General features: G+C 61.6%; 20 protein-coding genes. 11 read left to right on the forward strand and 9 right to left on the reverse strand.

What is annotated here, in order from left to right; genetic code table 11:
• Window positions 1-11 precede the first annotated feature (11 nt).
• The 3 genes from JAO77_RS16925 to JAO77_RS16935 form a co-directional block, all read right to left on the reverse strand.
• The gene (locus JAO77_RS16925) at window positions 12-1,034 is read right to left on the reverse strand and encodes a glycosylasparaginase (RefSeq protein ID WP_198991593.1); all 1,023 of its coding nucleotides are present in this window, start codon (window positions 1,032-1,034) and stop codon (window positions 12-14) included.
• 86 nt (window positions 1,035-1,120) lie between these two features.
• Window positions 1,121-1,642 (reverse strand): VOC family protein, encoded by a 522-nt coding sequence (locus JAO77_RS16930; protein ID WP_198991594.1) that lies wholly within the window; start codon window positions 1,640-1,642, stop codon window positions 1,121-1,123.
• A gap of 68 nt (window positions 1,643-1,710) precedes the next feature.
• A complete protein-coding gene (locus JAO77_RS16935; RefSeq protein ID WP_198991595.1) occupies window positions 1,711-2,229 on the reverse strand; it encodes a DinB family protein in 519 nt (172 codons plus the stop codon).
• Between the two features lie 470 nt (window positions 2,230-2,699).
• Between JAO77_RS16935 and JAO77_RS16940 the strand changes: the two genes are divergently transcribed.
• Together JAO77_RS16940 and lysA are read left to right on the forward strand one after the other, a co-directional pair.
• Window positions 2,700-6,374: a DUF8696 domain-containing protein gene (locus JAO77_RS16940; protein ID WP_198991596.1), complete on the forward strand. Its 3,675-nt coding sequence runs from the start codon at window positions 2,700-2,702 to the stop codon at window positions 6,372-6,374.
• A gap of 162 nt (window positions 6,375-6,536) precedes the next feature.
• Window positions 6,537-7,742 carry a diaminopimelate decarboxylase gene (gene lysA, locus JAO77_RS16945; protein WP_198991597.1) on the forward strand — a complete coding sequence of 402 codons (1,206 nt, stop codon included), beginning with the start codon at window positions 6,537-6,539 and terminating at the stop codon, window positions 7,740-7,742.
• A 92-nt stretch (window positions 7,743-7,834) separates the two neighbouring features.
• On the opposite strand, the gene JAO77_RS16950 is transcribed toward lysA, so the two are convergent.
• A complete protein-coding gene (locus JAO77_RS16950) occupies window positions 7,835-8,245 on the reverse strand; it encodes a hypothetical protein (RefSeq protein ID WP_198991598.1) in 411 nt (136 codons plus the stop codon).
• A gap of 126 nt (window positions 8,246-8,371) precedes the next feature.
• On the opposite strand from JAO77_RS16950, the gene JAO77_RS16955 reads away from it, so the two are divergent.
• The 6 genes from JAO77_RS16955 (at window position 8,372) to JAO77_RS16980 (ending at window position 14,002) form a co-directional block, all read left to right on the forward strand.
• The gene (locus JAO77_RS16955; protein WP_198991599.1) at window positions 8,372-8,977 is read left to right on the forward strand and encodes a pentapeptide repeat-containing protein; all 606 of its coding nucleotides are present in this window, start codon (window positions 8,372-8,374) and stop codon (window positions 8,975-8,977) included.
• A 47-nt stretch (window positions 8,978-9,024) separates the two neighbouring features.
• Window positions 9,025-9,588: a hypothetical protein gene (locus JAO77_RS16960; protein ID WP_198991600.1), complete on the forward strand. Its 564-nt coding sequence runs from the start codon at window positions 9,025-9,027 to the stop codon at window positions 9,586-9,588.
• 65 nt (window positions 9,589-9,653) lie between these two features.
• Window positions 9,654-11,315: an MFS transporter gene (locus JAO77_RS16965; RefSeq protein WP_198991601.1), complete on the forward strand. Its 1,662-nt coding sequence runs from the start codon at window positions 9,654-9,656 to the stop codon at window positions 11,313-11,315.
• A gap of 94 nt (window positions 11,316-11,409) precedes the next feature.
• On the forward strand, window positions 11,410-12,354 hold the full coding sequence (locus JAO77_RS16970) for a helix-turn-helix transcriptional regulator (RefSeq protein WP_198991602.1): 945 nt from the start codon (window positions 11,410-11,412) through the stop codon (window positions 12,352-12,354).
• A 93-nt stretch (window positions 12,355-12,447) separates the two neighbouring features.
• A complete protein-coding gene (locus JAO77_RS16975; protein ID WP_198991603.1) occupies window positions 12,448-13,200 on the forward strand; it encodes an SDR family NAD(P)-dependent oxidoreductase in 753 nt (250 codons plus the stop codon).
• Window positions 13,201-13,474: 274 nt separating this feature from the next.
• The gene (locus JAO77_RS16980; RefSeq protein WP_198991604.1) at window positions 13,475-14,002 is read left to right on the forward strand and encodes an NADPH-dependent FMN reductase; all 528 of its coding nucleotides are present in this window, start codon (window positions 13,475-13,477) and stop codon (window positions 14,000-14,002) included.
• A 3-nt stretch (window positions 14,003-14,005) separates the two neighbouring features.
• On the opposite strand, the gene JAO77_RS16985 is transcribed toward JAO77_RS16980, so the two are convergent.
• The 3 genes from JAO77_RS16985 to JAO77_RS16995 form a co-directional block, all read right to left on the reverse strand.
• Entirely contained in the window at window positions 14,006-15,646 is a 1,641-nt protein-coding gene (locus tag JAO77_RS16985) for a PepSY domain-containing protein (RefSeq protein WP_198991605.1), read from the reverse strand.
• 163 nt (window positions 15,647-15,809) lie between these two features.
• Window positions 15,810-18,149 carry a TonB-dependent receptor gene (locus JAO77_RS16990; protein ID WP_198991606.1) on the reverse strand — a complete coding sequence of 780 codons (2,340 nt, stop codon included), beginning with the start codon at window positions 18,147-18,149 and terminating at the stop codon, window positions 15,810-15,812.
• Between the two features lie 110 nt (window positions 18,150-18,259).
• The gene (locus tag JAO77_RS16995; RefSeq protein WP_198991607.1) at window positions 18,260-18,634 is read right to left on the reverse strand and encodes a hypothetical protein; all 375 of its coding nucleotides are present in this window, start codon (window positions 18,632-18,634) and stop codon (window positions 18,260-18,262) included.
• A 256-nt stretch (window positions 18,635-18,890) separates the two neighbouring features.
• Here JAO77_RS16995 and JAO77_RS17000 point away from each other — a divergent pair, with 256 nt between their 5' ends.
• Genes JAO77_RS17000 through JAO77_RS17010 form a run of 3 tightly spaced genes read left to right on the forward strand, consistent with a single transcriptional unit; the run spans window position 18,891 to window position 21,942 of the window.
• Window positions 18,891-19,667: an MbnP family protein gene (locus JAO77_RS17000; RefSeq protein ID WP_198991608.1), complete on the forward strand. Its 777-nt coding sequence runs from the start codon at window positions 18,891-18,893 to the stop codon at window positions 19,665-19,667.
• Window positions 19,668-19,677: 10 nt separating this feature from the next.
• Window positions 19,678-20,784, forward strand: a complete 1,107-nt coding sequence (locus JAO77_RS17005) for a cytochrome-c peroxidase (RefSeq protein WP_198991609.1) — start codon at window positions 19,678-19,680, stop codon at window positions 20,782-20,784.
• A gap of 42 nt (window positions 20,785-20,826) precedes the next feature.
• Window positions 20,827-21,942 (forward strand): cytochrome-c peroxidase, encoded by a 1,116-nt coding sequence (locus JAO77_RS17010; RefSeq protein WP_198991610.1) that lies wholly within the window; start codon window positions 20,827-20,829, stop codon window positions 21,940-21,942.
• Window positions 21,943-22,051: 109 nt separating this feature from the next.
• Here the strand turns inward: JAO77_RS17010 and ftsZ are convergent, their stop codons facing one another.
• Both ftsZ and ftsA read right to left on the reverse strand, forming a co-directional pair.
• On the reverse strand, window positions 22,052-23,569 hold the full coding sequence (ftsZ, locus tag JAO77_RS17015; RefSeq protein ID WP_198991611.1) for a cell division protein FtsZ: 1,518 nt from the start codon (window positions 23,567-23,569) through the stop codon (window positions 22,052-22,054).
• Between the two features lie 120 nt (window positions 23,570-23,689).
• Window positions 23,690-25,114: a cell division protein FtsA gene (gene ftsA, locus JAO77_RS17020; RefSeq protein ID WP_198991612.1), complete on the reverse strand. Its 1,425-nt coding sequence runs from the start codon at window positions 25,112-25,114 to the stop codon at window positions 23,690-23,692.
• Window positions 25,115-25,160: the final 46 nt, after the last annotated feature.

The raw sequence follows: 25,160 nt of genomic DNA on the forward strand, positions 1-25,160 counted from the left end.
TTCTCAGTAGTTTACTTCAGCAAGTAGCCGCTCTGCACTACTTTGCGCTGGTCGGCGGCGTTGCAAAGCGCGTAGCTAAAACCTTTTTGCAGTGCAAAGGCTCCCGTTACGCCTTGGTTGTTCACGGCAATAAAGCATACCTGAATATCCTTGGCTTTGGCACCTTTGATGCGGTTTATGCGCTCGACAGCAGCCCGGCACGCTGCCTCGGGCGACATACCCTGGCGCATGAACTCGACTACGGTGTGCGCCCCGGCCATACGAATCACGTCTTCGCCCTGGCCAGTTGCGGCGGCGGCACCTACTTCATTGTCAACGTAAAGGCCCGAGCCGATGAGCGGCGAGTCGCCCACCCGGCCGCGCATCTTAAAGCCCATGCCGCTGGTGGTGCAGCTGCCGCTGAGGTTGCCTTGCGCATCTAGCGCCAGCATGGCAATGGTATCGTGGTTTTGGGGGCCACCCACGGGGCCGGTTTTCTGGTTGCCGATGTTTTCGATGTTTACTACGGGCTTGTACTCGCTGGTTTTCAGCCATTCGCGGTAGGCCTTTTCGGCATCGGGACTCAGCTTCTGGGGCTGCAGCGGGAAGCCCTGGGCCACAGCAAACTGCTGGGCGCCTTCGCCCACGAGCATCACGTGGGGCGTCTTCTCCATCACACGCCGCGCCACGCTGATGGGGTGCAAGACGCGCTCGAGGGCGGCCACGCTGCCGCAGTTGAACTGGTGGTCCATGATGCAGGCGTCGAGCGTCACGATGCCTTCGCGGTCGGGGTTGCCACCTAGGCCCACGCAGCAGTTTTGCGAGGCCTCGGTCACCATCACCCCGGCCTCGACGGCATCGAGGGCGCGGCCGCCTTTTTTCAGAATTTCCCAAGCGCCTTGGTTGGCGGCCACGCCGTCGTTCCAGGTAGAAATGGCCAGGGCCTTGCCGCGCACATTGGGCGGCAAGGCCCTAGGGGCCGCAGCGCCAGGCTGGGTAGTGAGCAGCGCCAGGCTGGCGGCAGAGGAGGTCAAAAATTTCCGGCGAGTAGCCATACAAAGTCGGGGGTTGAAAGCAGATGCGCAGGCCAAAGAAAACACCCGCGCGCCAGCTTGCCGCATTTGCCGGCCAAAGTAGGGACCTAGGCCGCCGGCGTCCAGCGCGCCACCTGGGGGTTGGGGAGGCGCACGCCAGCGGGGTACGTCAGCAGCTCGATGAGCGCGCCCCAGGGTGTGTGGCCGTATACCAGCTCGTTGCCCGGGCCGGCCTCTATGCCTTTCAGCGGGTGCGGCACCGACAGCAGCCGCCCGCCCGCCGCCTCAAAGCGCTGAGCGGCGGCGGCTAGGTCATCGACATACAACCCGATGTGCGTGAAGCTGAGGTCTACGATAGTGGCCGGCGACTGCTGCTGCGCACGGGCCACCTCAAACAACTCAAGGGAGGGCCCGTTGGCCAGGCGCAGCAGCCGAATCTGGATAACTTGGCCACCGGGCGGCAACCCTAGCTCTTGCTCGGCTAGGGCGCCAGCCTGGGGCGGGCTAGTGTGGAGGTGCGAGTCGTAGATGACCTGCGCCCCAAAGGCCTGCTCCAGAAACTGGGTGGCGGCCTCTAGGTCGGGTACTGTCCAGCCAACGTGGTCGATACCTCGGAGTGTGTTTTTCATAAGTGGGTGGGATAGTAGTGTATAGCCTATTACGTAACTAATGCCCCGGGAGTGTTGCGCCCACCCACCTAGGCGGCGCTGGCCACCAGCCGGGCCGTGACCAGCAGCTGGCCCACGTGGCGCGTGGTGTGCTCGGCGGCGTGCACCAGTAGGCCTATCACGGTGCTGGGCAGCTGGGCGCGCCCTACCCCACGCCACTCGGGCAGCGTGGCCTCGGGGGTGGCTTGCAGCTGCGCCAGAGCCATCTCCACTTGCCGGGCAAAGGCCTGCACCAGCTCTTGCTCGGCTCCTGGGTGGGTAGGCGGCTGCTCTTCGACCGCTAAGTAGGCCAGCTGCGCCGCGCTCAGGGCCTCGCCGCGGGCATACGTAAAGGTGCGGTCGAGCACGCCCGCCAGGTGGCGCAGGTGAAAGCCCACCGATGCCAGCCCTAGGGGTCGCTCGGCCAATCGGCCGGCCGGAAAGCCCGCCAGTAGCTCGGTTATTTCTTCGCGGGCTTGCAGCAGGGCGTGGGCCACCGGCTGCAAAAGGGGCGGCACCGCGGGTAGCAGGCCGCGCAGCCAGACTTCGGGCAAACTTTTAATCGGCATAATGCGAAATGGAAAAAGCCTATCTACGGCCCGGCCGCCGCCAAGATGGGTGCCCCCTGGCAAGCGTAGCATTTTAGCTGGCCACGCGCGCCGCGCCTAGCGCCACTGAGGCAGCTGCGCCGGGCAGCAGAACATCTTATGGCGCGGGCCATAATTCCCATTTATACTTTCCCAAGCAAGGCGTTTTCCGGCCGGCTGGCTGCCGCTGGCCAGGGGCCGGCTAGCCGTCTTGGGTTCCTCATATAATGGGCCACCGCACCCCGGCGGCACCCATGAATTTCATATTCACAAGATTTTATATCACGGCATTCGCTCCCTAGTTTTACTGAGCTGCTAATGTGACTATAAGCCTTGCTTTACAGCGGACCTTTTTCTATTCCTCTATACTATGCGGGTGCTGCCAACGCCGAGCCACAGCCCGGCCGCGCTACGCACTTGCCAACCTGCCTTCCACCCCCTTACCGCTTGTTATGCTTGCACCACTACTCCGTCGTTTTCCTTCGTTACCGTGGCTGCTGCTACTGCTGCTGGGCGCGGCCCAGTCGGTGCAGGCCAGCCACTTGCTAGGTGGCGAAATGACGTATAAGTACCTAGGGGCCGATGGCCCGGCCGCTGCGCCGCACCGCTATGAGGTTACCACCTCGGTGTATGTGGCCTGCCACCGGTCGGTCACGACCTCATTTCTAGACCTATTCATCTACGACAAAGCCACTGGGGCCCGCGTCGTGGCCGCTCCCGCCCACCTAGGCTCCAGCAATGCCTCGGTAGCGGGCCTGAGCGTAGAGTTTACGCAGCCTAGCATTAGTGCCTGCACCAGCATTGCGGTGCCGGCGGGCTGCACTATTACGGGCGCGTCGCAGCCCTACCAGCTGCAAAAATTTGTGGGTGTTATTTGCCTGCCCGCTTCGAGCGCGGGCTACTATATAGTAACTGCCCCTGGGGGCGGCCGCAATGCGGACATCAACAACCTGGCGGGTGGTGGCAACGCCAGCAGCGGCTACCAGCTCAGCCTTTACTGCACCCTGGCCCCTCCCAGCATTCCTAACAGTTCGCCGGTGTTTACTGGCAATGCCGTGGGCCTGATTTGCGCGAGCGATACCACCGTGGTGCTAAACAACGCAGTGGATGCTGATGGCGACCGGCTGGAGTACACCTTTGGCCAGCCTTATAACTACTTGGCCAACAACCCTACCTTCTCGCTGGCCGGCAACTATGTGCCTTACACTTCTTCGGGGGGCTACTCGGCTACTTCTCCGCTGGGCACCGGTGCCGGATACTTCGCCAAAATTGACCCTAGCACGGGGGTTACCAAATATGTGGGGGGACCCACCGTAGGCAACCGCTACGGCATTGCGGTAGATGTGACGGAGTACCGCACCATCAACGGCGTAGAGGTATCGCTGGGCACTACCCGGCGCGATATCCAACTACTAGTGGGCTTGTGCCCGGCCGTGGACCCGCCCGTGCTGCCGACGGCGGCCATTATGCCCCGCAGCTACACTATTGAGGCGGGCAGCACCTTGCGCATTCCGATAACGGGCACGCAGCCGGCGGCCCACCCCCTGACACTGACCGCAACCAGCGTGCTGCTTGACGGCCTAGGCGGCCACGACGCCTCCTTTGCCAATAACCCCGGCACCAACACCTACGCAGGCAGCCCCGTAGGAGCCTACACGGTGGCCAGCACCGCCGGCGGCACGGTAGCGGGCACGTTCGTGTTTTCTCCCACCTGCGCCCAGGCCCGGGCCACGCCCTATGATGTTACGCTGGTGCTGCAAGACGTCGGCTGCGCGGGCAAGCTGGCGAGCGATGTGCTGCGCATAATGGTAGTGAAGCCCACAGGGCCCACCGCCATTGCGGGCAACCTGGCCGTGTGTGGCCTGAACACCACCCAAACCTATACCGCCAGCGGCGGCACCGCGGCCACCATCAACTGGACCGTGACGAACGGTACCATCGTGGGTAGCGCCACCGCCAACCCCGTAACCGTGCGCTGGCCCGCGGCCGGCGCCGGCACCATCACGGCGCAGGGCATATCGCAGGCGGGCTGCCCGCTAAGCCAAGTTACCAGCAACGTAGTGGTGAGCCCGGCCCCGGCCCTGACGCTGACCGGCTCCCAGGCTATTTGCAAGGGCGGCAGCACTACCCTCAGCGTGAGCGGCGGCACGGCCCCTTACACCGTTGCGGGCGGGCCCACCCCTCTGAGTGGAACTGGGCCCTTTGTGCTCAGCCCCACCCAAACCACGACCTACACCGTCACGGGCACGGCACCTAATGGCTGCCCCGCCGTGGGGCAGGTTACCATCACGGTGAGCCCGCTGCCGGTGGCTACGGCGGGCGCGGCGGCCACTAGCTGCCCGGGCAGCCGCATGCAGCTTGGCGCCGCCCCGGTGGCCGGTCTCACCTATAGCTGGAGCCCCACCGCGGGCCTCAGCAGCGCCACTGTAGCCAACCCCACCGTGGCCCTAGCCAACTCCACCAGCGCCCCCATCACCCAGACCTATACCCTGACTGTGACCAATGCCAACGGCTGCCAAGCTAGCAGCACAGTGGTCGCAACGGTGCTGCCCCCGCCAACAGCCGTGCCAGGCGCGGCCGCTACTTTTTGCTCGGGTGGCAGCGCGCAGCTCGGCAGCGCCCCGGTGGCGGGTCTCACCTATAGCTGGAGTCCGGCCACGGGCCTAAGCAGCAGCACCGTGGCCAACCCAACCGTGACGCTGCCCAACGCGACCAGCGCCGCCGCTACGCAGACCTATACCCTGACCCTGACCAACGCTGGCGGCTGCGCCGCGACCAGCACGGTGGCCGTGACGGTGCTGCCCGCCGTGGCGCCGGGTACCATCGGGGCTGACCAAACGGTATGCGCGGGCGCCGTGCCGGCACCGCTTACCAGCACGGCCCCCGCCACGGGTGGCACCGGTACCTACGCCTATCAGTGGGAGTCGTCTTCCGATAACCTAACCTGGGCGGCGCTGGCCAACGCCACGGGCCTCACCTACGCGCCTGGCCCGGTGGCTGCCACTACGTATTTTCGGCGGCGCGCCACAGCGGGCGCCTGCGGCCCAGTTTACTCTAATGTGGTGCTGCTAACTGCTCGGCCCCTGCTGGCTACTGCCGTAGCCTTGCCCACGCTGCCGGCTCAATGCGCCGGCATGGCCTTCACCTTCGTGCCCACGCCCATCAATGCCGGCCCGGCTCCCACCTACCGGTGGCTTGTGAACGGCGCGGCCGTGGGCACTGGCCCTAGCTACACCAGCAGCACGCTGGCCGATGGCGACCTGGTGCGCGTAGAGCTGACCCCGACGAACGGCCTCTGCACCAGCGGCGGCGCGGTGGCCACCGCGCGCGTAAGCCTGACGCCCGTGCCCGCCCCCACTGCCACTATACAACTGCAAACCGCGATGCCTGCGTGCCTAGGTTCTCCTATCGCCTTTGGCGTGGGCCAAGCCGCCAATGCCAGCGCCGGCTCGCAGTACCAATGGCAAGTAGATGGCATAGAAGTAGCCGGCGCCACTGGCCCCAGCTTTACCAGCAGCACCTTGCGCGATGGCCAGGCTGTGGCCCTGGTAGTGCGCACCACCAATGCCTGCGGCCAGCCAACCATTGCCACCTCGGCGGCCGTGCGCGTGGCCGTTACGGCGCCCGTGCAGGTAAGTGCCGGCCTGGACAAAACCATCATGGAAGGCGAAACAGTGGTGCTGGAAGGCACCGCCGATGGTAACTACCCCGTGAGCTGGTCGCCCTCGCCCACCCTGACGCTTGGGGCCGGCAACCAGCTGCGGCCCGTGGTTGCGCCCCTGGCTACTACCACCTACACCCTTGCGGCCGGCGCCGGCTACTGCAGCAACACCAGCACCGTTACGGTAACGGTGCTGCCCCACGTGCGCATTCCAAATGCCTTTTCGCCCAATGGCGACAGCCGCGACGACACCTGGCAAATCGACAACATCGACCAATATGCCAACAACCATGTCACCGTATTTAACCGCTGGGGAGCCAAGGTTTTTGAAACTGCCAACTACAGCCGCAGCCGCGAATGGAATGGCATCATCAACGGCCAGCCCACGCCCGTTGGCACCTACTATTACCTTATCACCCTCGGCAATGGCAAATCGTTTACCGGGCCGATTACGGTTGTTTATTAGGGTTGGCAGGTAGCCTATACCTGTCGCTTTTGCCCCCAGTCTCCTACCTAGGGGGCTGGGGGCACATTTTTGCGGACGAGCCTGGCTTGTACCTAGTGGGCCGAGTTTCGGGCTGTTGTACCTTTGAGAACGCGGCCCGGCCGCCTTTTTAGTTTGCGTTTCATGTCTGCATCTCCTGCTTCCGCCCTGCTGGCCGCCGCCGCGCAGTTTGGCACCCCGCTCTACGTGTACGAGGCCGCTACCATTCGGCGCCAGTACCAGAAGCTGACCACCGCATTTAGCGGCCACCCCACGCGCTTTTTCTACGCCTGTAAAGCCCTCACCAACGTGACCGTGCTGAAGGTGCTGCTGGCCGAGGGCGCGGGCCTCGACTGCGTGAGCATCAATGAGGTAAAGCTGGGCCTGCACGTGGGCTTCCAGCCCGAGAACATTCTCTTCACCCCCAACAGCGTCGCCTTCAGCGAGCTGGTCGAGGCCAAAGAGCTGGGCGTGAACCTCAACATCGACAACCTCTCGCTGCTCGAGCGCTTTGGCACCACGTTTGGGGGCTCCTACCCCGTGTGCGTGCGCCTGAACCCGCACATCGAGGCGGGCGGCAACTACAAAATTTCGACCGGGCACATCGACAGCAAGTTTGGTGTCAGCATTCACCAGCTGCGCCACCTCGAGCGCGTGGTAAAGGGCACCGGCCTGCACGTGCGCGGCCTGCACATGCACACGGGCTCCGAAATCAAAGACGTACAAGTGTTTTTGCGGGCGCTGGATATCTTGTTCGATGCCGCCCGTCGCTTCCCACAGCTCGAATTTTTGGACCTAGGCTCGGGCTTCAAAGTGCCCTACAAGCCCGGCGACCCCGAAACCGACGTGGCGGGCCTGGGTCAGCAAGTGGCCGCGGCATTTCAAGAATTTGAGCAAGAATACGGCCGTCCGCTGGAGGCGTGGTTCGAGCCCGGCAAGTACCTGGTGAGCGAAGCCGGCTACCTGCTGGTGGAGGTCTCGACCGTGAAGCACACCACGGCTACCGTGTTTGCGGGCGTTAACTCGGGCTTCAACCACCTCATCCGGCCCATGATGTACGATGCCTATCACTACATCTCCAACCTCTCGCATCCCGACGGCCCCGAGCGCTTGTACACGGTGGTGGGCAACATCTGCGAAACCGACACCTTTGCCTGGGACCGCCTGCTGCCCGAGGTGCGCGAAGGCGACATCCTGGCCTTCCACAACGCTGGCGCCTACGGCTTTGAGATGAGCAGCTCGTTCAACTCGCGCCTGCGCCCCGCTGAAGTTCTGCTCGATGGCGAGGAGGCTCCCCGCCTCATCCGCCGCCGCCAAACCTTTGAGGACCTGCTGGCCGGACAGGTTTAAGAATTATTAACAATTAAGAGTGCCTTTCTCCTGTCATGCAGCGCGCAACGAAGCATGACAGGAGAAAGGCACTCTTAATTGTTAATTGACTACTACTGCTGCGCTAGCAGCCAAGCGACGGCTTCGGGCTCGTGCTCGAAGTTGCGGTACTGATGGCCGAGCTTGCGGCTGGTCATGACAATACCCGTCATGGCAAGGCGGGCAAATACGTTGTGGGCCACCACCACAGCGCCATAGCGGTAGCCAGCCTCGCGCACGGCGCGGGGCAGCCACTCATTTATCATCCAGGTTTCTTCGGCGGGTGTGAAGGCGTTCATGGCCTGCTGATTAACGAGCATTTTGCTCCAGCCGTGGCGCTTCATAGCTTGCTGGGCGTGCGTGAGCAGCGATTGAAACTGCGTTTCGCTACGCACACCAGCGTAATATTCGAGGCGGATGTATGCTTCAGGCTCCTCCCAGAGGCAACCGGCGTTGTTTTTAAAATAAATAGTGCGCGCAGCCATAAGATAATAGAACAGCAATACCTATAATCGCCGCAAGGTACTAGCGCCGAGGCTACCCATCCAGTTGCCTTAAACTGCGGGAGTCGGCCCTAGGTTAGCTTTTTGCCATCTTTCCTGCCTCAACCTATGAAACCGCGCCGCAAGCCCGCCGCCCTCCGCAAGCCCGATTCTTTTCCTGCCGACCAAGTGCTTACGGGCCTCGATACACGGCGCCTGCTAGCCCTAGGTCGCGAGTTCGAACAGTTTCACTTCATAAGCTGTGAGCTAGCCGAGGCTGACCTCAGTGGGCTGCGCTTTGAGGACTGCCTTTTTGAGCGCTGCAACCTGACTACGGCCCGGCTCGGCGGCACGGCGCTGCAAAACGTGGCGTTTGCCGACTGCAAGCTACTGGGTGTCAACTTTGGTGCGTGCCAAGACATGCTATTTGGTGTGCACTTCGATGGCTGCCAGCTGCGCTACGCCTCCTTTGGGGGCAAGCGTATGGCGGGCACCCGCTTCGCGCAGTGCACCCTCGACGAGGCCGATTTTACCAACACCGACCTCAGCAGCGCCTCCTTCGCGGGGTGCGACCTCACGCGGACAAGTTTTCATAACACCCTACTGGCGGGGGCCGATTTTACGACGGCCACCAACTACGCTCTCGACCCCGAGGCCAATATCCTTACCGGGGCGCGCTTTGCGCTGGCCGGGCTGCCAGGTCTACTCGCCAAGTACGACCTCGTGGTAGAATAAGCGCCGAGCTTTAACTCGCCCCGCCCAGCTTGCGTAACCAGCGCACTATGCGCTACACCTTGCTTCTGCCCCTGCTTGGGCTCTGCTCGTTTGTGCCCCCGCCCACCCCAGCCCAGCTCGTGGTACCGGGCCAGAGCCTGGGCAACCTCCGGCTGGGAGCCGATGCGGCCACGCTGGCCAACCTAGGACCTGCCGCCTACAGCGACGCGGCTATGCAGAAGTGCTGGGCCACGTGGTTTGGCACGGGCCACCCGCCCGCCCAACTCGACGTGTACACCACCATGATACCGGGCCAAGACGCTCACAAATCGGTGCAGGTGGTGCGGGCTACATCTACCTACTTTCGCCTAGCCAATGGGCTGCGCAATGGCTCGACGCTGCGCCAGATTGAGGAGTGCTACGGCAAGCTGCCGCTGGCCACCAGCTACCAGCTCAAGGCCGGCCCGCGCTACCTCTACGACAACGTGAAGCTGGGCATCGCCTTTGAGCTAGATGGCAAAATGAGCACCAGTCACTGCCGGGCGCTGGTGGTGCACCAGCCTATGCAGCCCGCAGCTAAGATTTATTTGCCGATGCCGCTTTATCTCAAAGAAGTGCCGGTACGTAAGTGAGCTATTTGTCTTTGCAAGCACAGCGCAGCGAGGACATTGCCATCATCTGCTAGTACTTCTTACCCATGTCCCCAGCTCCTGCGGCTGCCAAGCCCTCCTTTCTCACGCCCTTTACTTATGCGCTGTTTCGGGCTATTTGGATAGCCTCGGTAGTATCGAACGTAGGCACCTGGATGCAGAACGTGGCCGGCGTGTGGCTCGTGACTACGCTCACCACCTCGGCGCTGCTGGTGGCCCTTATGCAAACAGCCACTAGCCTGCCGGCCTTTTTGCTGAGCATGCCGGCCGGCGCCATCGGCGACCTCATCGACCGGCGCAAGCTGCTACTGGCCACGCAGGGCTTTATGGCGATAGTGGCGTTTAGCCTAGGGGCCTTCACGTTTACAGGGCACATCACGGCGCTGGAGGTGCTGGGCTTCACATTTCTCCTAGGTATGGGCGCGGCCCTAAATGGGCCGGTGTGGCAGGCCGTGGCTACCGAGCTGGTGCCGCGCCCGGTACTGCCGTTTGCCATCACGCTCAATGGCGTCAGCAACAACATCGCCCGCGCCATTGGGCCGGCCCTAGGTGGGCTCATCATCGCCTACTACTCGCCGGGCTACGTTTTTATGCTCAATGGCATCTCCTTTATCGGCACGTGGCTGGTGGTATACCGCTGGCAGCGTGAGGCCGAACCTAGCAGTGGCCCGGCCGAAAACTTCACGGGTGCGTTGCGGGCGGGGTTGCGCTATGTGCAGTATTCGCCGGCTATTTATGGGGTGTTGGTGCGCACGTTTGCGTTTTCATTCGGGGCCAGCGCTATGTGGGCGCTGCTGAGCGTGGTGGTGGCACGGCAGCTGCACCTCAGCTCGGGCACCTACGGCGTCATGCTGTCGTGGCTGGGCGCGGGCGCCATCACGGGGGCTTTCCTCATGGGACGCGCTGGCCAGCAGCTTACCATGAACCAGCGGGTGCTGCTGGGTTCCATCGGCTTTGTGGGCACCAACTTGGCTTTGGCGCTGGTGCCAAGCGAGTACTGGCTGTTCCCAGTGATGTTCGTGTCGGGCACCTGCTGGCTGATTGTGATGACCAGCTTTAACACCACCGTGCAGCTGCACGTGCCCAAGTGGGTGCAAGCGCGGGTAGTGAGTATTTATATGCTGACGTTTCAGGCGGGTATGAGCCTAGGCAGCGTGGCCTGGGGCGAATTGGCCGACCGCATCAGTCTACAAACGGCCCTGCTGGTAGCAGCCGGCTGGATGCTGGCTAGTCTGCTACTGGCCATTCCGTTCTCTATTCACCAGCCCGAGGGCCTCGACCTAGCGCCGGCCGATAGTTGGACCGACCCCGCCCCCGGCACGCTCGAAGGCGAAGGCATCGACCCTGAAGATGGCCCCGTGGTGGTGATGATAGCCTACAACGTGGCCCCCGCCGACTGGCCCGCTTTCCGCGAGGCAGCCCAGCAGCTGCGCCGCCTGCGCCTGCGCGATGGGGCACTGCGAGCCGGCGTCTTTGCCGACGTGGCCGACCCCACACGCCTCACCGAGTTCTTTTACGTGGCTACCTGGGGTGAGCACTTGCGCCAGCACCGCCGCTTCACACGCGACGACCAGGCCGTAGAAGCCGAGGTGCGGCGGTTCCATCGCGGGCCCAAGCCGCCGCAGGTTTCGCACTTCCTGGCATTCCCCCGCACGCCTAACGTGGAGGTACCTAGCCCGCCGCTGCAAGTGGCCGAGAGCGTGCAATAGGCCGCACCATGCTCACACAGAACTCGGGAACCAGCAAACTTTTTGCTCTGGTGGAAGTTCCGGAAGCTTTGAATCTTACAAGCAGCCCGCTGCCATGACGACTACCACGCTACATACCCTTTACCAGGAGCTAGCTCCCTGCACCAGCCTCGACCTAAGCAAGCTGCTGCCCGGCGGTATTCAGCGCGAGGTTGGCCACTTCAACGTATTTGATTTAGCCGACTTCTGGGAGACTAGCCAACTGCGGCCGGGCATGTCCTATCCTTGTCGCTCTTTCTACAAAATCAGTTTGTTGCGTAGCCGGAGCCGCGCCGAGTACGCCAACCAAACCATTGACATCAAGCCCGACACCTTGGTATTTTCGACGCCAAAGGTATCGTTTCAGTGGTCGCCCGCCGAGGTGCAGCAGGGGCAGTTCTGCCTGTATAGCGCCGAGTTTTTGCTGCCGGTCCTCGGCGGCCTTACCCCCGACGAGCTACCTCTGTTTCGGGCCGATGGCTACCTCGTGTTCCAACTAACACCGACCGAAGCAGCGCGAACGGCAACCATTTTCAGCCAGATGCAGGAGGAACTAGCCTCCGACTACGCCCACAAGTACGACTTGCTGCGGGCCTACGTGCTGGAGCTGCTGCACCTAGGCCAGAAGCGGCAGGCCACGACCGCGCTGCACCCTGCCCACTCAGCGGCGGCCCGGCTCACATCGCGCTTTGCGGAGCTACTAGAGCGGCAGTTTCCGCTCACCACGCCCCAGCAACGCGTGCCGCTGCGCACCGCCAAGGACTTTGCCGACCACCTAGCCGTGCACGTCAACCACCTCAATAAGGTACTCAAGGACAGCACCGGCCGCACCACCACCGACCTCATCGGCGGGCGGCTAGCGCAAGAGGCCAAGGCCCTGCTGCGCCAAACGGACTGGACGCTCTGGCAAATTGCCGACAGCCTAGGCTTTGTCGATGTAGCGCACTTCTCGCACTTCTTCCGCCGCTACGCCGCCGTGAGCCCCGGCGCGTTTCGCACGCTGGAAGCCGTGCTCGTTTGATTTATACAAAAAGCCGATTGGCGCCTACAACATCACCGCAAGCGGCCTAGGGGACTTTTGTCGTGTTCATTTAACACTGCAAACGCACTCCGTATGAGTACTTCCAAAATCGCCCTCGTGACTGGCGGCAGCCGTGGCCTGGGCAAGGACATGGCCCTCAAACTCGCCCAGCAGGGCATCGATGTCATACTCACCTACCATAGCCAGCAGGCCGAAGCCGCCGCCGTGGTAGCCGCCATTGAAGCCCTAGGTCGTCGCGCCGTGGCTCTCCCCCTCAATGCCGCTGACCTGAGCACTTTCGGGGCATTTTTCACGCAGGTCACCACCGCCCTGGCCGATACCTTTGGCACCGACCGGTTCGACTTTCTCATCAACAATGCCGGCACCAGCCTGAACGCACCCATCGCCGAAACGACGGAGGCGCAGTTTGATGAGATGCTCAACGTTCACTTCAAGGGCGTGTACTTTCTCACGCAGAAAGCTTTACCCCTGCTGCGCGACGGCGGCCGCATCATCAATATCTCTTCGGTATCCGCGCGCAGTTCTTATGCGGGTTTTTCGGCCTACGGCAGCATGAAAGGGGCGGTGGAAGTTTTCACCCGCTACCTCGCCGTAGAGTTGGGCCCTAGGGGCATTGCGGCCAACGTGGTTGCGCCCGGCGCGGTGTTTGGCGGCGGGGCCATGCCAGATTCGCCCGAAATGCGCGCTTGGGTAGCTCAGATAACGGCCCTGGGCCGCACGGCCGAGCCCGATGATATTGGCGGCGTAGTCGCCTTCCTCTGCACCGATGCCGCCCGCTGGGTAAACGGCCAGCGCTTGGAAGTGACCGGTGGGGTGATGCTGTAGGGGTAGCGAGTGCTCGGGCAGCGCCCCGACCATTGATTTTGCGTACAAGCAGGTTCTTACTGGAATAGCCAGTAGGAACCTGCTTTTTGCGTTAAAACGATAGCCAAGCAGCATTTCTAAGCCGACCTAGGCTCCGAAATGCTGCTTGGCTATCGTCTGGGCTGGCTACCAAGCTTTTTTAATTTTAGAAACGGGGCTGTTAGCTTCATTTTTCAAAAACAAAACCCGCCGGCTACTGGCTAGTAGCTAATTGCTTCCTTATTCCTATTATCCCTTGCTTACTCTCCTCGTCGGCACTAGCCGCCCCGAATCGCGCACTCGGCGCGTAGCCGAATTTTACGCCACGCTGCTCGATGAGCTCGGCGCACCTTACCAGTACCTAGACCTCACCGACCTACCGGCCGACTTACTCACCGAGGCGCTCTACCACAATGCCGGACGGCACGACGAGTTTAACCGCCTCATCGCGCCGCTCGACCAGTCGGACAAGCTCGTCATCTTCGCGCCCGAGTACAACTGCTCTATCCCCGGCGCGCTCAAGACCTTTATCGATGCCCTCCCCTACCCCGGCGGCATCCGCGGCAAGAAGGCGGCGCTGGTGGCTCTTAGCAGCGGCAGCCAGGGCGGTCTGCTGGCACTTAGCCATCTCACCGACATCCTGTTCTACCTAGGTACCAGCGTGTTGCCGCAGCGTGTGCGCCTGCCCAACATTAGTAAAGCTATGTCAAAGGAAGGTGAGATTACCGACCCGCTGCTGCGCCAGGTGCTGCGCGAGCAGGCCGAGGCACTGCTCGCGCTTTAGCCCCTAGCGCTGAGTGCGGATGAGCAGTACCAGCCCGTAGAGCGTGACTACCAGCACCCCTAGGGCCGAGAAAATGGCTACAAAGTCGCGCACGTTTTTGCCGGCCCAGTCCATCAGGAAGAACTTGTGCAGCACCGCAAACGACAGCCCCTCGCGCCGGTCGCCGTCGGTGACGAGTGCCGACAGCTTGCCGGAAGCGGGCTCCACGTATAGCGCTGGGTGGCCCGGCCCGTCGAAGGCTAGCTTCACCACCGGCAGGCGTTTATTCACAAAGCCATATTCGCCGGCAAACTTGGTTATTAGTTCAGGGCTGAGCAGCGCGGCCGTAGCTGGCGCTGGGCCAGCCGCGGGCAACCCTAGGGCTGTTTTGGTGGCCGTAGCGATGGCTGGCTCGGGCGGCGCGCAGCAGTCGGCCATAGCCGAGCCACTTTCAGCGCTGGCGGCGGCCGCATTCATGGGCTGACTCAATTTGGCGTTAAACTCCTGGGCCAGTTCGCTGGCGTAGCGAAACTCACCATCGGGCAGCAGTTGGCCATCGCGGGTGCTGCGGTACTGTACTTGCGGCTGGCCGTCAGCCTTCTTGCTCACCAGCCGGTAGTAGGGCTGGCCACCCACGCGCGCCAGCGACAGCTGCGTAACCTGCTCGGGGCCACCTAGGGCCTGGGTGAGCGGCCACGCCAGTTCGGCCGCGCCAAACGTGGTGCGGCGCGCTACATCATTGCGGCGGTCAGGCGTGAGCTTTTGCCAGAGGTGGTATGAAGCACTAATGGCAAAAGTGAACGTAACAAACGCCACCCACAGCCCCAGCGTGCGGTGCCGCCGACGCAGCCAGCCCACCTTATCCTGGGCCGAGCGCGGCTGCCGCAGCTTGTGGCGTACAAAGCCATAAATAATCAACCCGCTCAACGCCGACAGCCAGATGATGGTAGTGAATACCAGCATAATACCTAGGTGCAGGGGCCGGGGCAGCGCCTCCAGAAAATCCCAGTTGTGCATCATGCCAAACACCCACAAAAAGGTAGCGCGGGCATGATTGTTAAAAGTGCCCATGCGGCTTTGCCCGGTCTCGACGAACACGGTCATGCCATCGGGCCGGGCCAGCGTGATTTTCCAAACTGGCAGTAGACGGTTGATAAACTTATAGTCGCCAGTGAAGTGGGTCAGGAGTTCGGCACTGGCCACGGCGCTGGTCGAGTCGGCTAGCAGGTAGCGGGCCACGTCTTCGGCATAGGCTCGGTCGCCGCCCGGCAGTTCGAGGCTCGTGGCAGCCGAGAAATAGCGCAGCTTGCCCGAGGCCGTCGTGACTTGGTAGTACGGCCGGCGCTGGTACTGCACCACGCGCAGGTTTTGCACGGCGGGCAGGTGGTGGTCGGCCAGCACTTGCGCGGCGGGCACCGTCAGCGCTGTCGCTTGCAGCGGCGGCGCGGGCACGGTTTCGTGGGCGATGGGTGGGCGCAACCAGTTAGACATCAACGGGTGCGAAATACCGCTGAGTGCCCACAGCACCACCGGCACCACCGTGATGAGTCCCAGTATGCGGTGCCAGCGGTACATGTGGCGGCCCACAAAGCGCCGCACCGGCGAGGCAGCGCGCGCGGGAGATGTCACGGCCGGTGGCGCGGGCGAAAGTTGATTACTAGACATAAAAGCGAGAAAAACAGACTGTAACAGAAGCGTATACCCCACCCCCGGCCCCTCCCCTCCGGGAGAGGGGAGCCCATCGTTAGGTCACGTTAGCAGGCGTCAGGCTCCCCACCCCCGGAGGGGAGGGGCCGGGGGTGGGGTCGCACGACCGACGAGCTAAGAGTTATTCTTTGGCTCGGCCGGCGAAGGTGTAGCCCACACCTAGGGTGTAGGTGCGCGGCGCGGCGGCCTGGTAAGTGGTGCCGTACTGGTTAGTAGTCACCGTAGTAGCATACAGCGCATTACCGAGGTTCACCACGTTGGCCCACATTTCGAGGCCACGCAGTGTGGTTTGCGGCAGGCGGTACCCTAGGCGCAGGTTCAGCAGGTTGTAGCCGGCGTAGGTCTTAGTATTGGCCGTGTTGGTGTAGTACTGGCCGATGCGCTGGTACTCGGCCCCAAGGCGGGCACCGGGCACAAAGCGCGGCTTGTAAAACACCTCGGCGTTGGCAATCCAGTTAGGCGCGTTCAGCATGCGGTTGCCCGAGTAGTCGCGGTTGCGGCCCTGCACTACCTCGCTGTACTCCACGTAGGTATGGCGAGCGTTCGTGCCGCTGAGGCGGAAGTTCACTTCCGACACGGGTGCGTAGGTCAGCGTGTACTCCACGCCGCGGTGGCGGGTGGCGCCCACGTTTTCGCTCTGCGTCGAGTTGTCGGCTTGCAGGATGCTCACAATCTCGTTGCGCCCTTCCATGTCATACACGCTGAGGTCGAGGTAGAGCTTGCGGTCGAGCAGCGCCACCCAGCCGCCGGCCTCGTAGTTGGTAAAGTTGGCTTGCTTGAGTTCGATAAGCTGGCGCGAGCTGTACAAGCTGCCCGTTTCGGGCGGCTGGAAGCCGGTGCTGAAGTTAGCGTACACGCCCCGGTTAGTACCTAGGGCGTAGGTCAGGCCGAGCTTAGGCGCTACGAGGTTATAGATATTCCGCTGCGCGGCCTTTTTCGAAGTGGCACTGCCGCTCAGGTTATTATTGAAATTGTACTGCACGCGGTCGTAGCGCAACCCGCCCACGATGCGCAGATTTTCAGTGGCTTGCACCTCGTACTGCGCAAAGGCGGCCGTGTTATAAAGGTCGATTTTATAATCGTCGAGCAGCCGGCCGGTGTCAGTGTAGCCGGTGTAGAAGTTGTTGGCAACATCCTTCCGAATGGCGAGGTAGCGCGCCCAATACGTGCTCGGGCTGTAGTCAAAATACCCGCCCACGATAAGCCGCGAGTTCAGAAATCCTAAGTCGATGCGGTGCTGCGCCAACGCGCCGTAACTATTGAAAGACTGATTATTAACCTGCCCATTCGAACTTTGGTACACGCCATTCACCCGCACGTCGCTGATAAAGTAGCTCGGCAGCTGGCCAGTTGAGTTGTAGCGGTAGAAGCCCGTGAGAGCGGTTTGCTGCGCCTCATTCCAGGTGTGCTCCAGGCGCAGGCTGCTGCGCACGGCCGTTACCACGCGGTTGGTGAAGCGGGTGTTGCTCTGGTAGCGGCGGCTGTAAAAGCGGGTGCTGTCGAGCGTGCCGGGCGTTTGGGTGTTGAGGTAGTTGTAGGTACCCATACCGATGAGCCGCGTGCGCGAGTTAAAGGTATAGTCGGCCCGCAGCGTCCACGACTGCTTATCAAAATCGGTATAGTCTTGCCAGCCATTACGTTGGCGGGCCGCGTAGCCACCCGCGTACAACCCAAGCTTGCCCACGGTGCCGCTGGCGCTGGCATCAACGCGGCGGTAGCCGAAGTTATCGCCCTGCACCGACACGCCCGCCGTGGGCACTGGCGTGGGCCGCTGACTAAGGAAGTTGATAGCCCCACCAATGGCATTGGAGCCATACAGCGACGAGGCCGGCCCCTTCACCACCTCAATGCTGCGCACGCCCGCCTGGTTGATTTCGTAGAGCGCATTGTGGTTGAAGATGCCGATGGGCCGAATGGGCAGCCCATCCTCTAGGTATAGGTAAACCGCGTTGGTGCTGATAGGCTGGCGAATAGCCATCATGTGCTGTTCGTTGCCGAGGTTCACCATGTACACGCCCGCCACCTTATTAAGCAGTTGGTACGGCGCCGTGGCCTTGGTGTCGGCAATGAGCTGCGGCGAAACCTGGCTGATGGCTACCGGCGCTTCGGTGCGCTTTTCCTGCTCGCGGCTGGCCGACACCACCACGCCTTGCAGGTTTACGGGCGCCGCTTCGAGCCGCACCGTGAGCACGTTATCCGCGCCCGACACGCGCACTTTCTGCGCGTTATATCCCATCAACGAGATAGTTAGCTCGCGGGTACCACTAGGCACGGCCAGCGTAAAACGCCCGTTGGCGTCGGTGGTGGTACCCGTGCTGGTGCCAGGCACTATAATGGTGGCGCCCGGCAGCGGCTGCTGCGACTGGGCATCGAGTATAGTGCCACGCAGCGGGGCTTGCTGCGCGTAGGCGCTACCTAGGCAGCCCACGGCCAGCCCGGCAGTAACAAAATAAGACTTCATCCCTTGTTAATCAGGCACTAAACGAACCTAGGGGCAAGGCGCGGCAACCTGCCGGCGCACAGGCGCTGGGCAGGCCGAGCCGGCCGGCAACTCCCTCTTTGCTGGTTGGTTTAGGCGCCGAGCGGCGGGCGAAATAGGGCGCCGAGCGGTGCGGCATAGGTGCCCACCGCCACAGGAGCGTAACGCGGAGCCACGCGGGTAGCCACCCGGGCCGGCCGCGGCTGCCAGGGGTTGAAAGCAGCCGGCAGCATTTCGAGCCGCTCTTTCAGTGGGCCGGCCGACTTGCTTTCGCGTTCCTCCTGCTTTTTCAGCTGCTTGGCAAAGTAGCATTTGCCATCGCAGTGCAGCTGAGGCCGGGCTTTATTGACGCAAAAGCGCGCCGTAATGGTGGCTTGGTTCAACGTGAAGTCCACCACCAACAGCTCGCGGCTGAAGGTTTGCAGCAGCACCAAGGCTGAGAGCAAATAGGCGAAAACAGACTTCACGCAGGGCAAATGAGGATGCGCCCGCAAAAGTACGGCCCGCCGCCGTAGCGGCGCAGACTATGGCCCGCAAAAGTTCGTTAGTAAAAGCCCGGCCGTCGGTTGGGCTAGGATAACTTCACCATGCTCTCAGCTGTTGGCCCTAGCTTAGCAAGTGAATACCACGAACTTTTCGGCGCTGGCGCGTGTGCCCTAGGTGGCTTGGGGCGCCACTGTTTTGCATTGGCAGCGCGTCGCTCTATCTCCTTCTTTTCAAGCTATGAAAATCCGCTTTTCTACCCTAGGGCTGCTGCTGCTCCCGCTCGCGCTGTTCAGCGGCTGCAAAAAGGACAGCGACTCGCTCGAACCTACCGGCTCGGTCAATTTTACCGTCCGCAACGTCGCGGGCTCGCAAGACCTGGTGCTGAATAATACTGTGGCGACTACGGCGACTGGCGAAACCTTTACCACTGAAACGTTTGAGTACTACCTCTCAAACATCAAACTCATTAAAAGCGACGGCTCCACCTACGCTGCGCCCGACACTTACTTTCTGGTAGACCAGGCCAAGCCCAGCAGCCTGAGCTTTACAGTGCCTGGCGTGCCGGCCGGCGACTACACGGGCGTGAGTTTTATCGTGGGCGTGGATGCGCAAAAAACTGGCCTCACCGACCCAGCCACGTTTACCGGCGACCTCAACCAGGCCAACAACATGTACTGGACCTGGAACAGCGGCCACATATTCCTGAAGCTGCAAGGCACCATTACCTCCACTACCCCCAACAAGCCACTCACCTGCCACATCGGCGGCTACACCGACCCCAATAACGCCATCGTAACGGCCACGCCTAGCTTCAGTGGGGCCAAGCTCACGGTGCAGGCCAACCACACCCCACAGCTGCACTTGGTCGCCAACGTCACCAAGGTGTTCGACGGCCCTAAGCCGGTTGCCTTGAGCACATTTACTGGTGCGCACATGCCCAGCGCGCAGTCGGTGCAGCTCGCCCAAAACTATGCGGCGGGCATGTTCAGCGTCGAGAAAATCACTACCGAATAAGCTCACTACCGTGGCTGCACCAAGGCGCACTCCGTGGAGGGGCTGGCTCGCTGGCATTTTACTGCTAGGCACCCTAGGGGCGGCTGGCAGCGCGGCCGTGGCCCACTTGCGGCGGCCAAACGCGGCCTTTGTAGCGCCCGCAAACTTCCCGGCGCTGGTTTATGACGTAGCCAAAAACCAGCCCTATGAAGCCACCTTCGAGCTAGGCCGGCAATTGTTTTACGACCCTAGGTTATCGAGCGATGGCACCATCTCGTGCGGCTCGTGCCACCAGCAAAGCCGCGCCTTCACCGATGGGCAGGCACTGGCCCTAGGGGTAGCTGGCCGCCGTAGCGCCCGCAATACGCCCGCCCTGCAAAACCTGGGTTGGCACCGCAGCTTTATGGCCGATGGCGGCGTGCGCGGCTTGGAATTGCAAGCCCTGGCCCCCCTCACGAGCCCGCAAGAAATGAACGAGCCGCTGGCCGACGCCCTGGCTAAGCTCAATGCTGACCCCGAATACCGCCGCCGCTTCGCGGCCATCTACGGGCCGGGCAAGATTGATACCCCACAGTTTCTCAAGGCGCTGGCGCAATTTACGTCGGCCCTCGTCAGCGCCGATTCGCGCTACGACAAGCATGTGCGGCACGAACCGGGCGGCACACTCACGGCACCCGAGCAACGCGGCTTGGCGCTATTTCAGCAAAAGTGCAGCGGCTGCCACGCCACCGACTTGTTCACCGACGAGTCGTTCCGCAATAACGGCCTCGACCGCACGTTTCCGGTAGACTCGGGCCGGGCGCACATATCACAGCTACCCGCCGACGCGGGCCGCTTCCGGGTGCCGAGCCTGCGCAACGTGGCCCGCACGGCGCCCTACATGCACGATGGCCGCTTTGCCACGCTGCCCGAGGTGCTGGCCCACTACGACCATGGCGTGCGCCCCTCGCGCACCCTCGACCCACTCTTGCGCCAGCCCGATGGCCGCCTAGGTCTGCCCCTCACTGCCCAGGAACAACAAGAGCTACTAGCCTTTTTGAATACCTTGACCGACAATAGCTTGCTGACCAACCCGCGCTTTGCGCCGCCTCCAGCCGCCGCCCGAAACCAACTACCGCTGGCTGGTGTTGGGCGCTGACAGCACCGTATCTTGAGCTTTTCTTGCCTTCTCTAAGTTAGTATGCCGCTACCCCTTACGCGTTTTCTAACCGGCCTCACGCTGCTCCTAGGTGCCCTGAGCCTGGGCAGCTGTCGCGACTCGGGCGGCATTGACCCCGAGCCCACCGGCCCTACGCCCTACACGCTCAAGGTGCCAGCGGGCTTCCCTACCCCCGTTATTCCGGCCGATAACCCGCTGACTAACGAGGGCGTAGCCCTAGGTCGCATGCTCTTTTATGAGAAGCAGTTATCGAGCACCGGCACTATGTCGTGCGGTTCGTGCCACCAGCAAGACAAAGCTTTTACTGATGGCTTGGCCAAAGCCGTGGGCGTAGATGGCGTGGCCAACCCACGCGGCACCATGTCGCTCGCCAACGTATTGTGGAGCAACACGCTTACCTGGGATGGCGCTTTTTCGACGCTGGAATCCCAAGCCCTCAAGCCACTCGAAAACCCCATCGAACTGCATCAGCCCCTCACGGTAAGCGTGAGCAAGCTGCAAAACACCACTACTTATCCTCCGCTATTCTTAGCCGCGTTTGGCACGCGCACCATCACCAATGACTTGGTACTGAAGGCGCTGACGCAGTTTGAGCGCACGATGATATCCGGCAACTCGCGCTTCGATAAATACCTGGCCAATGGCCGCCAGGGCTTCACGGCCGATGAAAGAGCCGGCCTAGTGCTTTATACCACGCACATCAGCCCCGGCAGCGTGCGCGGCGCCGAATGCTTCCACTGCCACACGCAGCCGCTAATGTCTTCCAACTACGAGGGCAAGTTCTTCAACAATGGCCTCGACCTCACCTTTAGCGACCCCGGGCGGGGTAGCATCACGAAGCTGGCCGTCGATAATGGCAAGTTTATCGCGCCTACGCTGCGAAATATTACCCTCACGGCGCCCTACATGCACGATGGCCGCTTTAAGACACTGGAAGAGGTGCTCGACCACTACTCCGACCACGTGCAAATGGCCAGTCCTGGTCTCGACAACATGCTGCTCACGGGTATCAATAGCTTACCCTTTGGCACGCACATGGACCTCACCGCCACCGAGAAGCGCCAGGTTATCGCCTTCTTGAAAACGCTAACAGATTCGACGTTTGTCACCGACAGGCGGTTCTCAAATCCCTTATAGTATTTACTCAGAGTTACTAAAAAAGGCTCCCCTTCTTCCGGTACGGAGAGAAGGGGAGCCTTTTTATGCTTTAACCTCAGCAGCAGTAAAAACTGCTACCTAGGGCCGGTTAGTCCACGTTGTCGTGCAGAAAGCGATTATCACCGAGCAGCTCGTTATCGTCCGATAGGTTGAAGCGCGAGATGTTCTGCGTGTTGCTCGGTGCCAAAGGCTCTAGCTTCTGCCCACGGCGCAGGTAAGCAGGCGTATCGAGGTGGGCCGTGGCCTCAGGCGACAGCGACTGGCTGGAAGACTGCATCAACCGATTGCGACGCTCAATAGCCTGCGCTTCTAGCGCCGCGGCCCGCGGGCGCTGGGGTGCCGGCTGGGTGTTGCCCGTCACGAGCACCGGCTCGCCGGGCGCAGTGATGGGGGCACCCGTGAGCGGGGCGTGGGTCGAGGGAGCCGCGGGGCCATTCAGGTCAAAAGTGACACGAGCGGGCTCGGGCGTAACAGGCGCAGTGAAGGTGGGCACCATCGGCGCAGCGGGGGCCGCAGGTGCAGGCGCGCTAGGACGCTCTTTTTCCACGGCCACTGGTTGGGGCTGGGGCTCAGGTGCGGCTGCCGGCTCGGGCGTCGCGTTCGCATTGTTAGGCCGGCCATTGGCGTTGATGGTGTGCGCCTCGCGGGCAAAACCCGTCGCGATTACCGTGACGCGAATACTCTGACCTAGGGTTTCGTCAATGCCGTGGCCGAAAATCATTTCAGCATCTTCACCTGCCTTACCCTGGATGTACTCCGTGATTTCCGAGAGTTCATCCATTTCCAGCTCGGCTTGGTCGCCCGACATAATGCTGAGCAGAATTCGCTGTGCCCCCCGAATGTCGGTGTTGTTGAGCAGCGGCGAGTTCAGCGCCTCTTCGGCGGCCCGGCGGGCGCGGTTTTCACCCTCCGTGATGGAGCTGCCCATTACGGCCGCACCTGAGTCCTTCATGACGGTTTTCACGTCTTCAAAGTCCACGTTTACGTCGCTGGTTACCGTAATAATTTCGGCAATCGACTTAGCGGCCGTCGTCAACACCGTATCGGCCTTAGCGAAAGCCTGACCCATCGTCAGGTTGCCGTAGAGCTGGCGCAGCTTGTCGTTGAGAATCACGAGCACTGTGTCGCAGTTCTCGCTCAGCTCCTTAATACCCTGCTCAGCTTGGTCGCGCTTCTTCTTGCCTTCAAACAGGAAGGGCGCCGTTACGATGCCAACGGTCAGGATATTGAGTTCTTGCGCTACCTGGGCAATAACGGGCGCGGCGCCAGTGCCGGTGCCACCACCCATGCCTGCCGTAATGAACAGCATTTTGGTGCCGTTGCTAAGTAGCTCCCGAATTTGCTCGCGCGATTCGAGGGCTGCTTGGCGGCCGCGCTCGGGCTTGGCACCCGCACCGAGGCCTTCGGTCAGGTCAACTCCGATTTGCAGCTTGTTTGGCACCGTCGAGCTTTCGAGGGCTTGCCGGTCGGTATTACAAATGATAAACTCCACATCCTTGATGCCCTGCTTGTGCATGTGCTTCACGGCGTTGGAGCCCCCACCTCCTACTCCGATTACCTTAATAATCGAGCGGCTCTGGGATGGTATATCGAAAGTAAAATTCATAGTAACGGTCGTTTATCATGCTGAGCTTGCGAAGCATTTTCTCACGTTCGCAGCGCCTAACTATTAACTATCTGACGAGAGAAGGTGAGAAGATGCTTCCTGCGTCAGCATGACAAGATATTAATATTGTTTATCGTCAAAATCGTCAATCAGGATACCCTTCAGCTTGCGGGTAATGTCGCCTAGGTAGGAGCCAAACTTGCTCGGAGACTTGGGCTCCTTGGGCGGCTCCGGTGCTTTAGGAGCCGGCGCGGGTACCGGAGCCGGGGCAGCAGTGAAGCTGGGAACTACGGTTGCCGGAGCGGGCGCAGCCACTGGGGGCGCCGCCTGGTAGCTGTAGCTGCTCGCAATCTCTTCCTCGCCATAGCCGGGGCGTGCGCTGTTGCGCTCGTCCTGGGCTTGGTAGCCAGCCAGCACCAGGCCTACGCCCGTGGCGTGCATCGGCGACTTTACGGTTTCGATTTTGCTCTTGCCTAGGTGCTGGTTGGGGTAGCCAATGCGAGTGTCGAGGCCGGTGAGGTACTCGGTCAGCTGCTCTAGGTTTTGCAGCTGCGAGCCGCCGCCAGTCAGCACGATGCCCGCCGAAAGGTGCTCGTGCAGGCCCATACGGTAGATTTCGGCATACACCAGCTCGATAATCTCCGACATACGGGCCTCGATGATGTAGGCCAGGTTCTTGAGCGACACCTCTTTGGGCGGGCGGTTGGGCAGACCCGGAATGCTCACGATTTCGTAGTCCGACGCTTCTTCGGCGATGGCTTTGCCAAACTTTACCTTTAGCTGCTCGGCCTGGTTGGGCGTCACGTTGCAGCCTTGCTTAATGTCCTGGGTGATGATGTTACCCCCAAACGGCAGTACCGCCGCGTGGCGGATGATGCCATCCTTGAACACGGCTAGGTCAGTAGTACCGCCACCGATATCAATGAGTGCTACACCCGCTTCCTTCTCTTCGTCGCTCAGCACCGATACGCTCGAGGCCAGCGGTTCCAGAATCAGGTTTTCAATGGCGAGGCCCGCCCGGGTCACGCACTTATTGATGTTGTTGATAGCAGCGCTCTGGGCAGTAATGATGTGGAAATTGCCTTCCAGGCGCACGCCAGCCATACCCACTGGGTCGGTTACGCCACCTTCAAAGTCAACTTTATAGTCTTGCGGCATCACGTGGATAATCTGCGAGCCGGGCGGGGTTACCAGCCGGTACATGTCAGCCGTGAGGCGGTTCACGTCATCCTGCGTAATCTCGTTGTCGCCGCTGGGCCGCGTAATCGAGCCATTGTGCTGCAGCGATTTGATGTGCTGCCCCGCAATGCCTACGTTTACTACGCCGATATCAATGCCCGACTGCTCTTCGGCCTGGCGAATAGCGCGCTTGATGGCCTCTACCGTCTTGTCGATGTTGAGCACAATGCCGCGCTGTACACCGTCGGATACTGCCGTGCCCATGCCCATCATTTCGAGCTTGCCATACTCGTTTTTACGTCCCACCAAGGCGCATATTTTAGTGGTGCCAATGTCGAGACCGACGACGATTTTATCTTGTTGCATGGGTGTAGGGCGAGCGTGAAAGAGCGGAGGCTAAGCTAGTTAGCTA

This window comes from Hymenobacter sp. BT559, from assembly GCF_016427535.1.
Lineage (GTDB): Bacteria > Bacteroidota > Bacteroidia > Cytophagales > Hymenobacteraceae > Hymenobacter.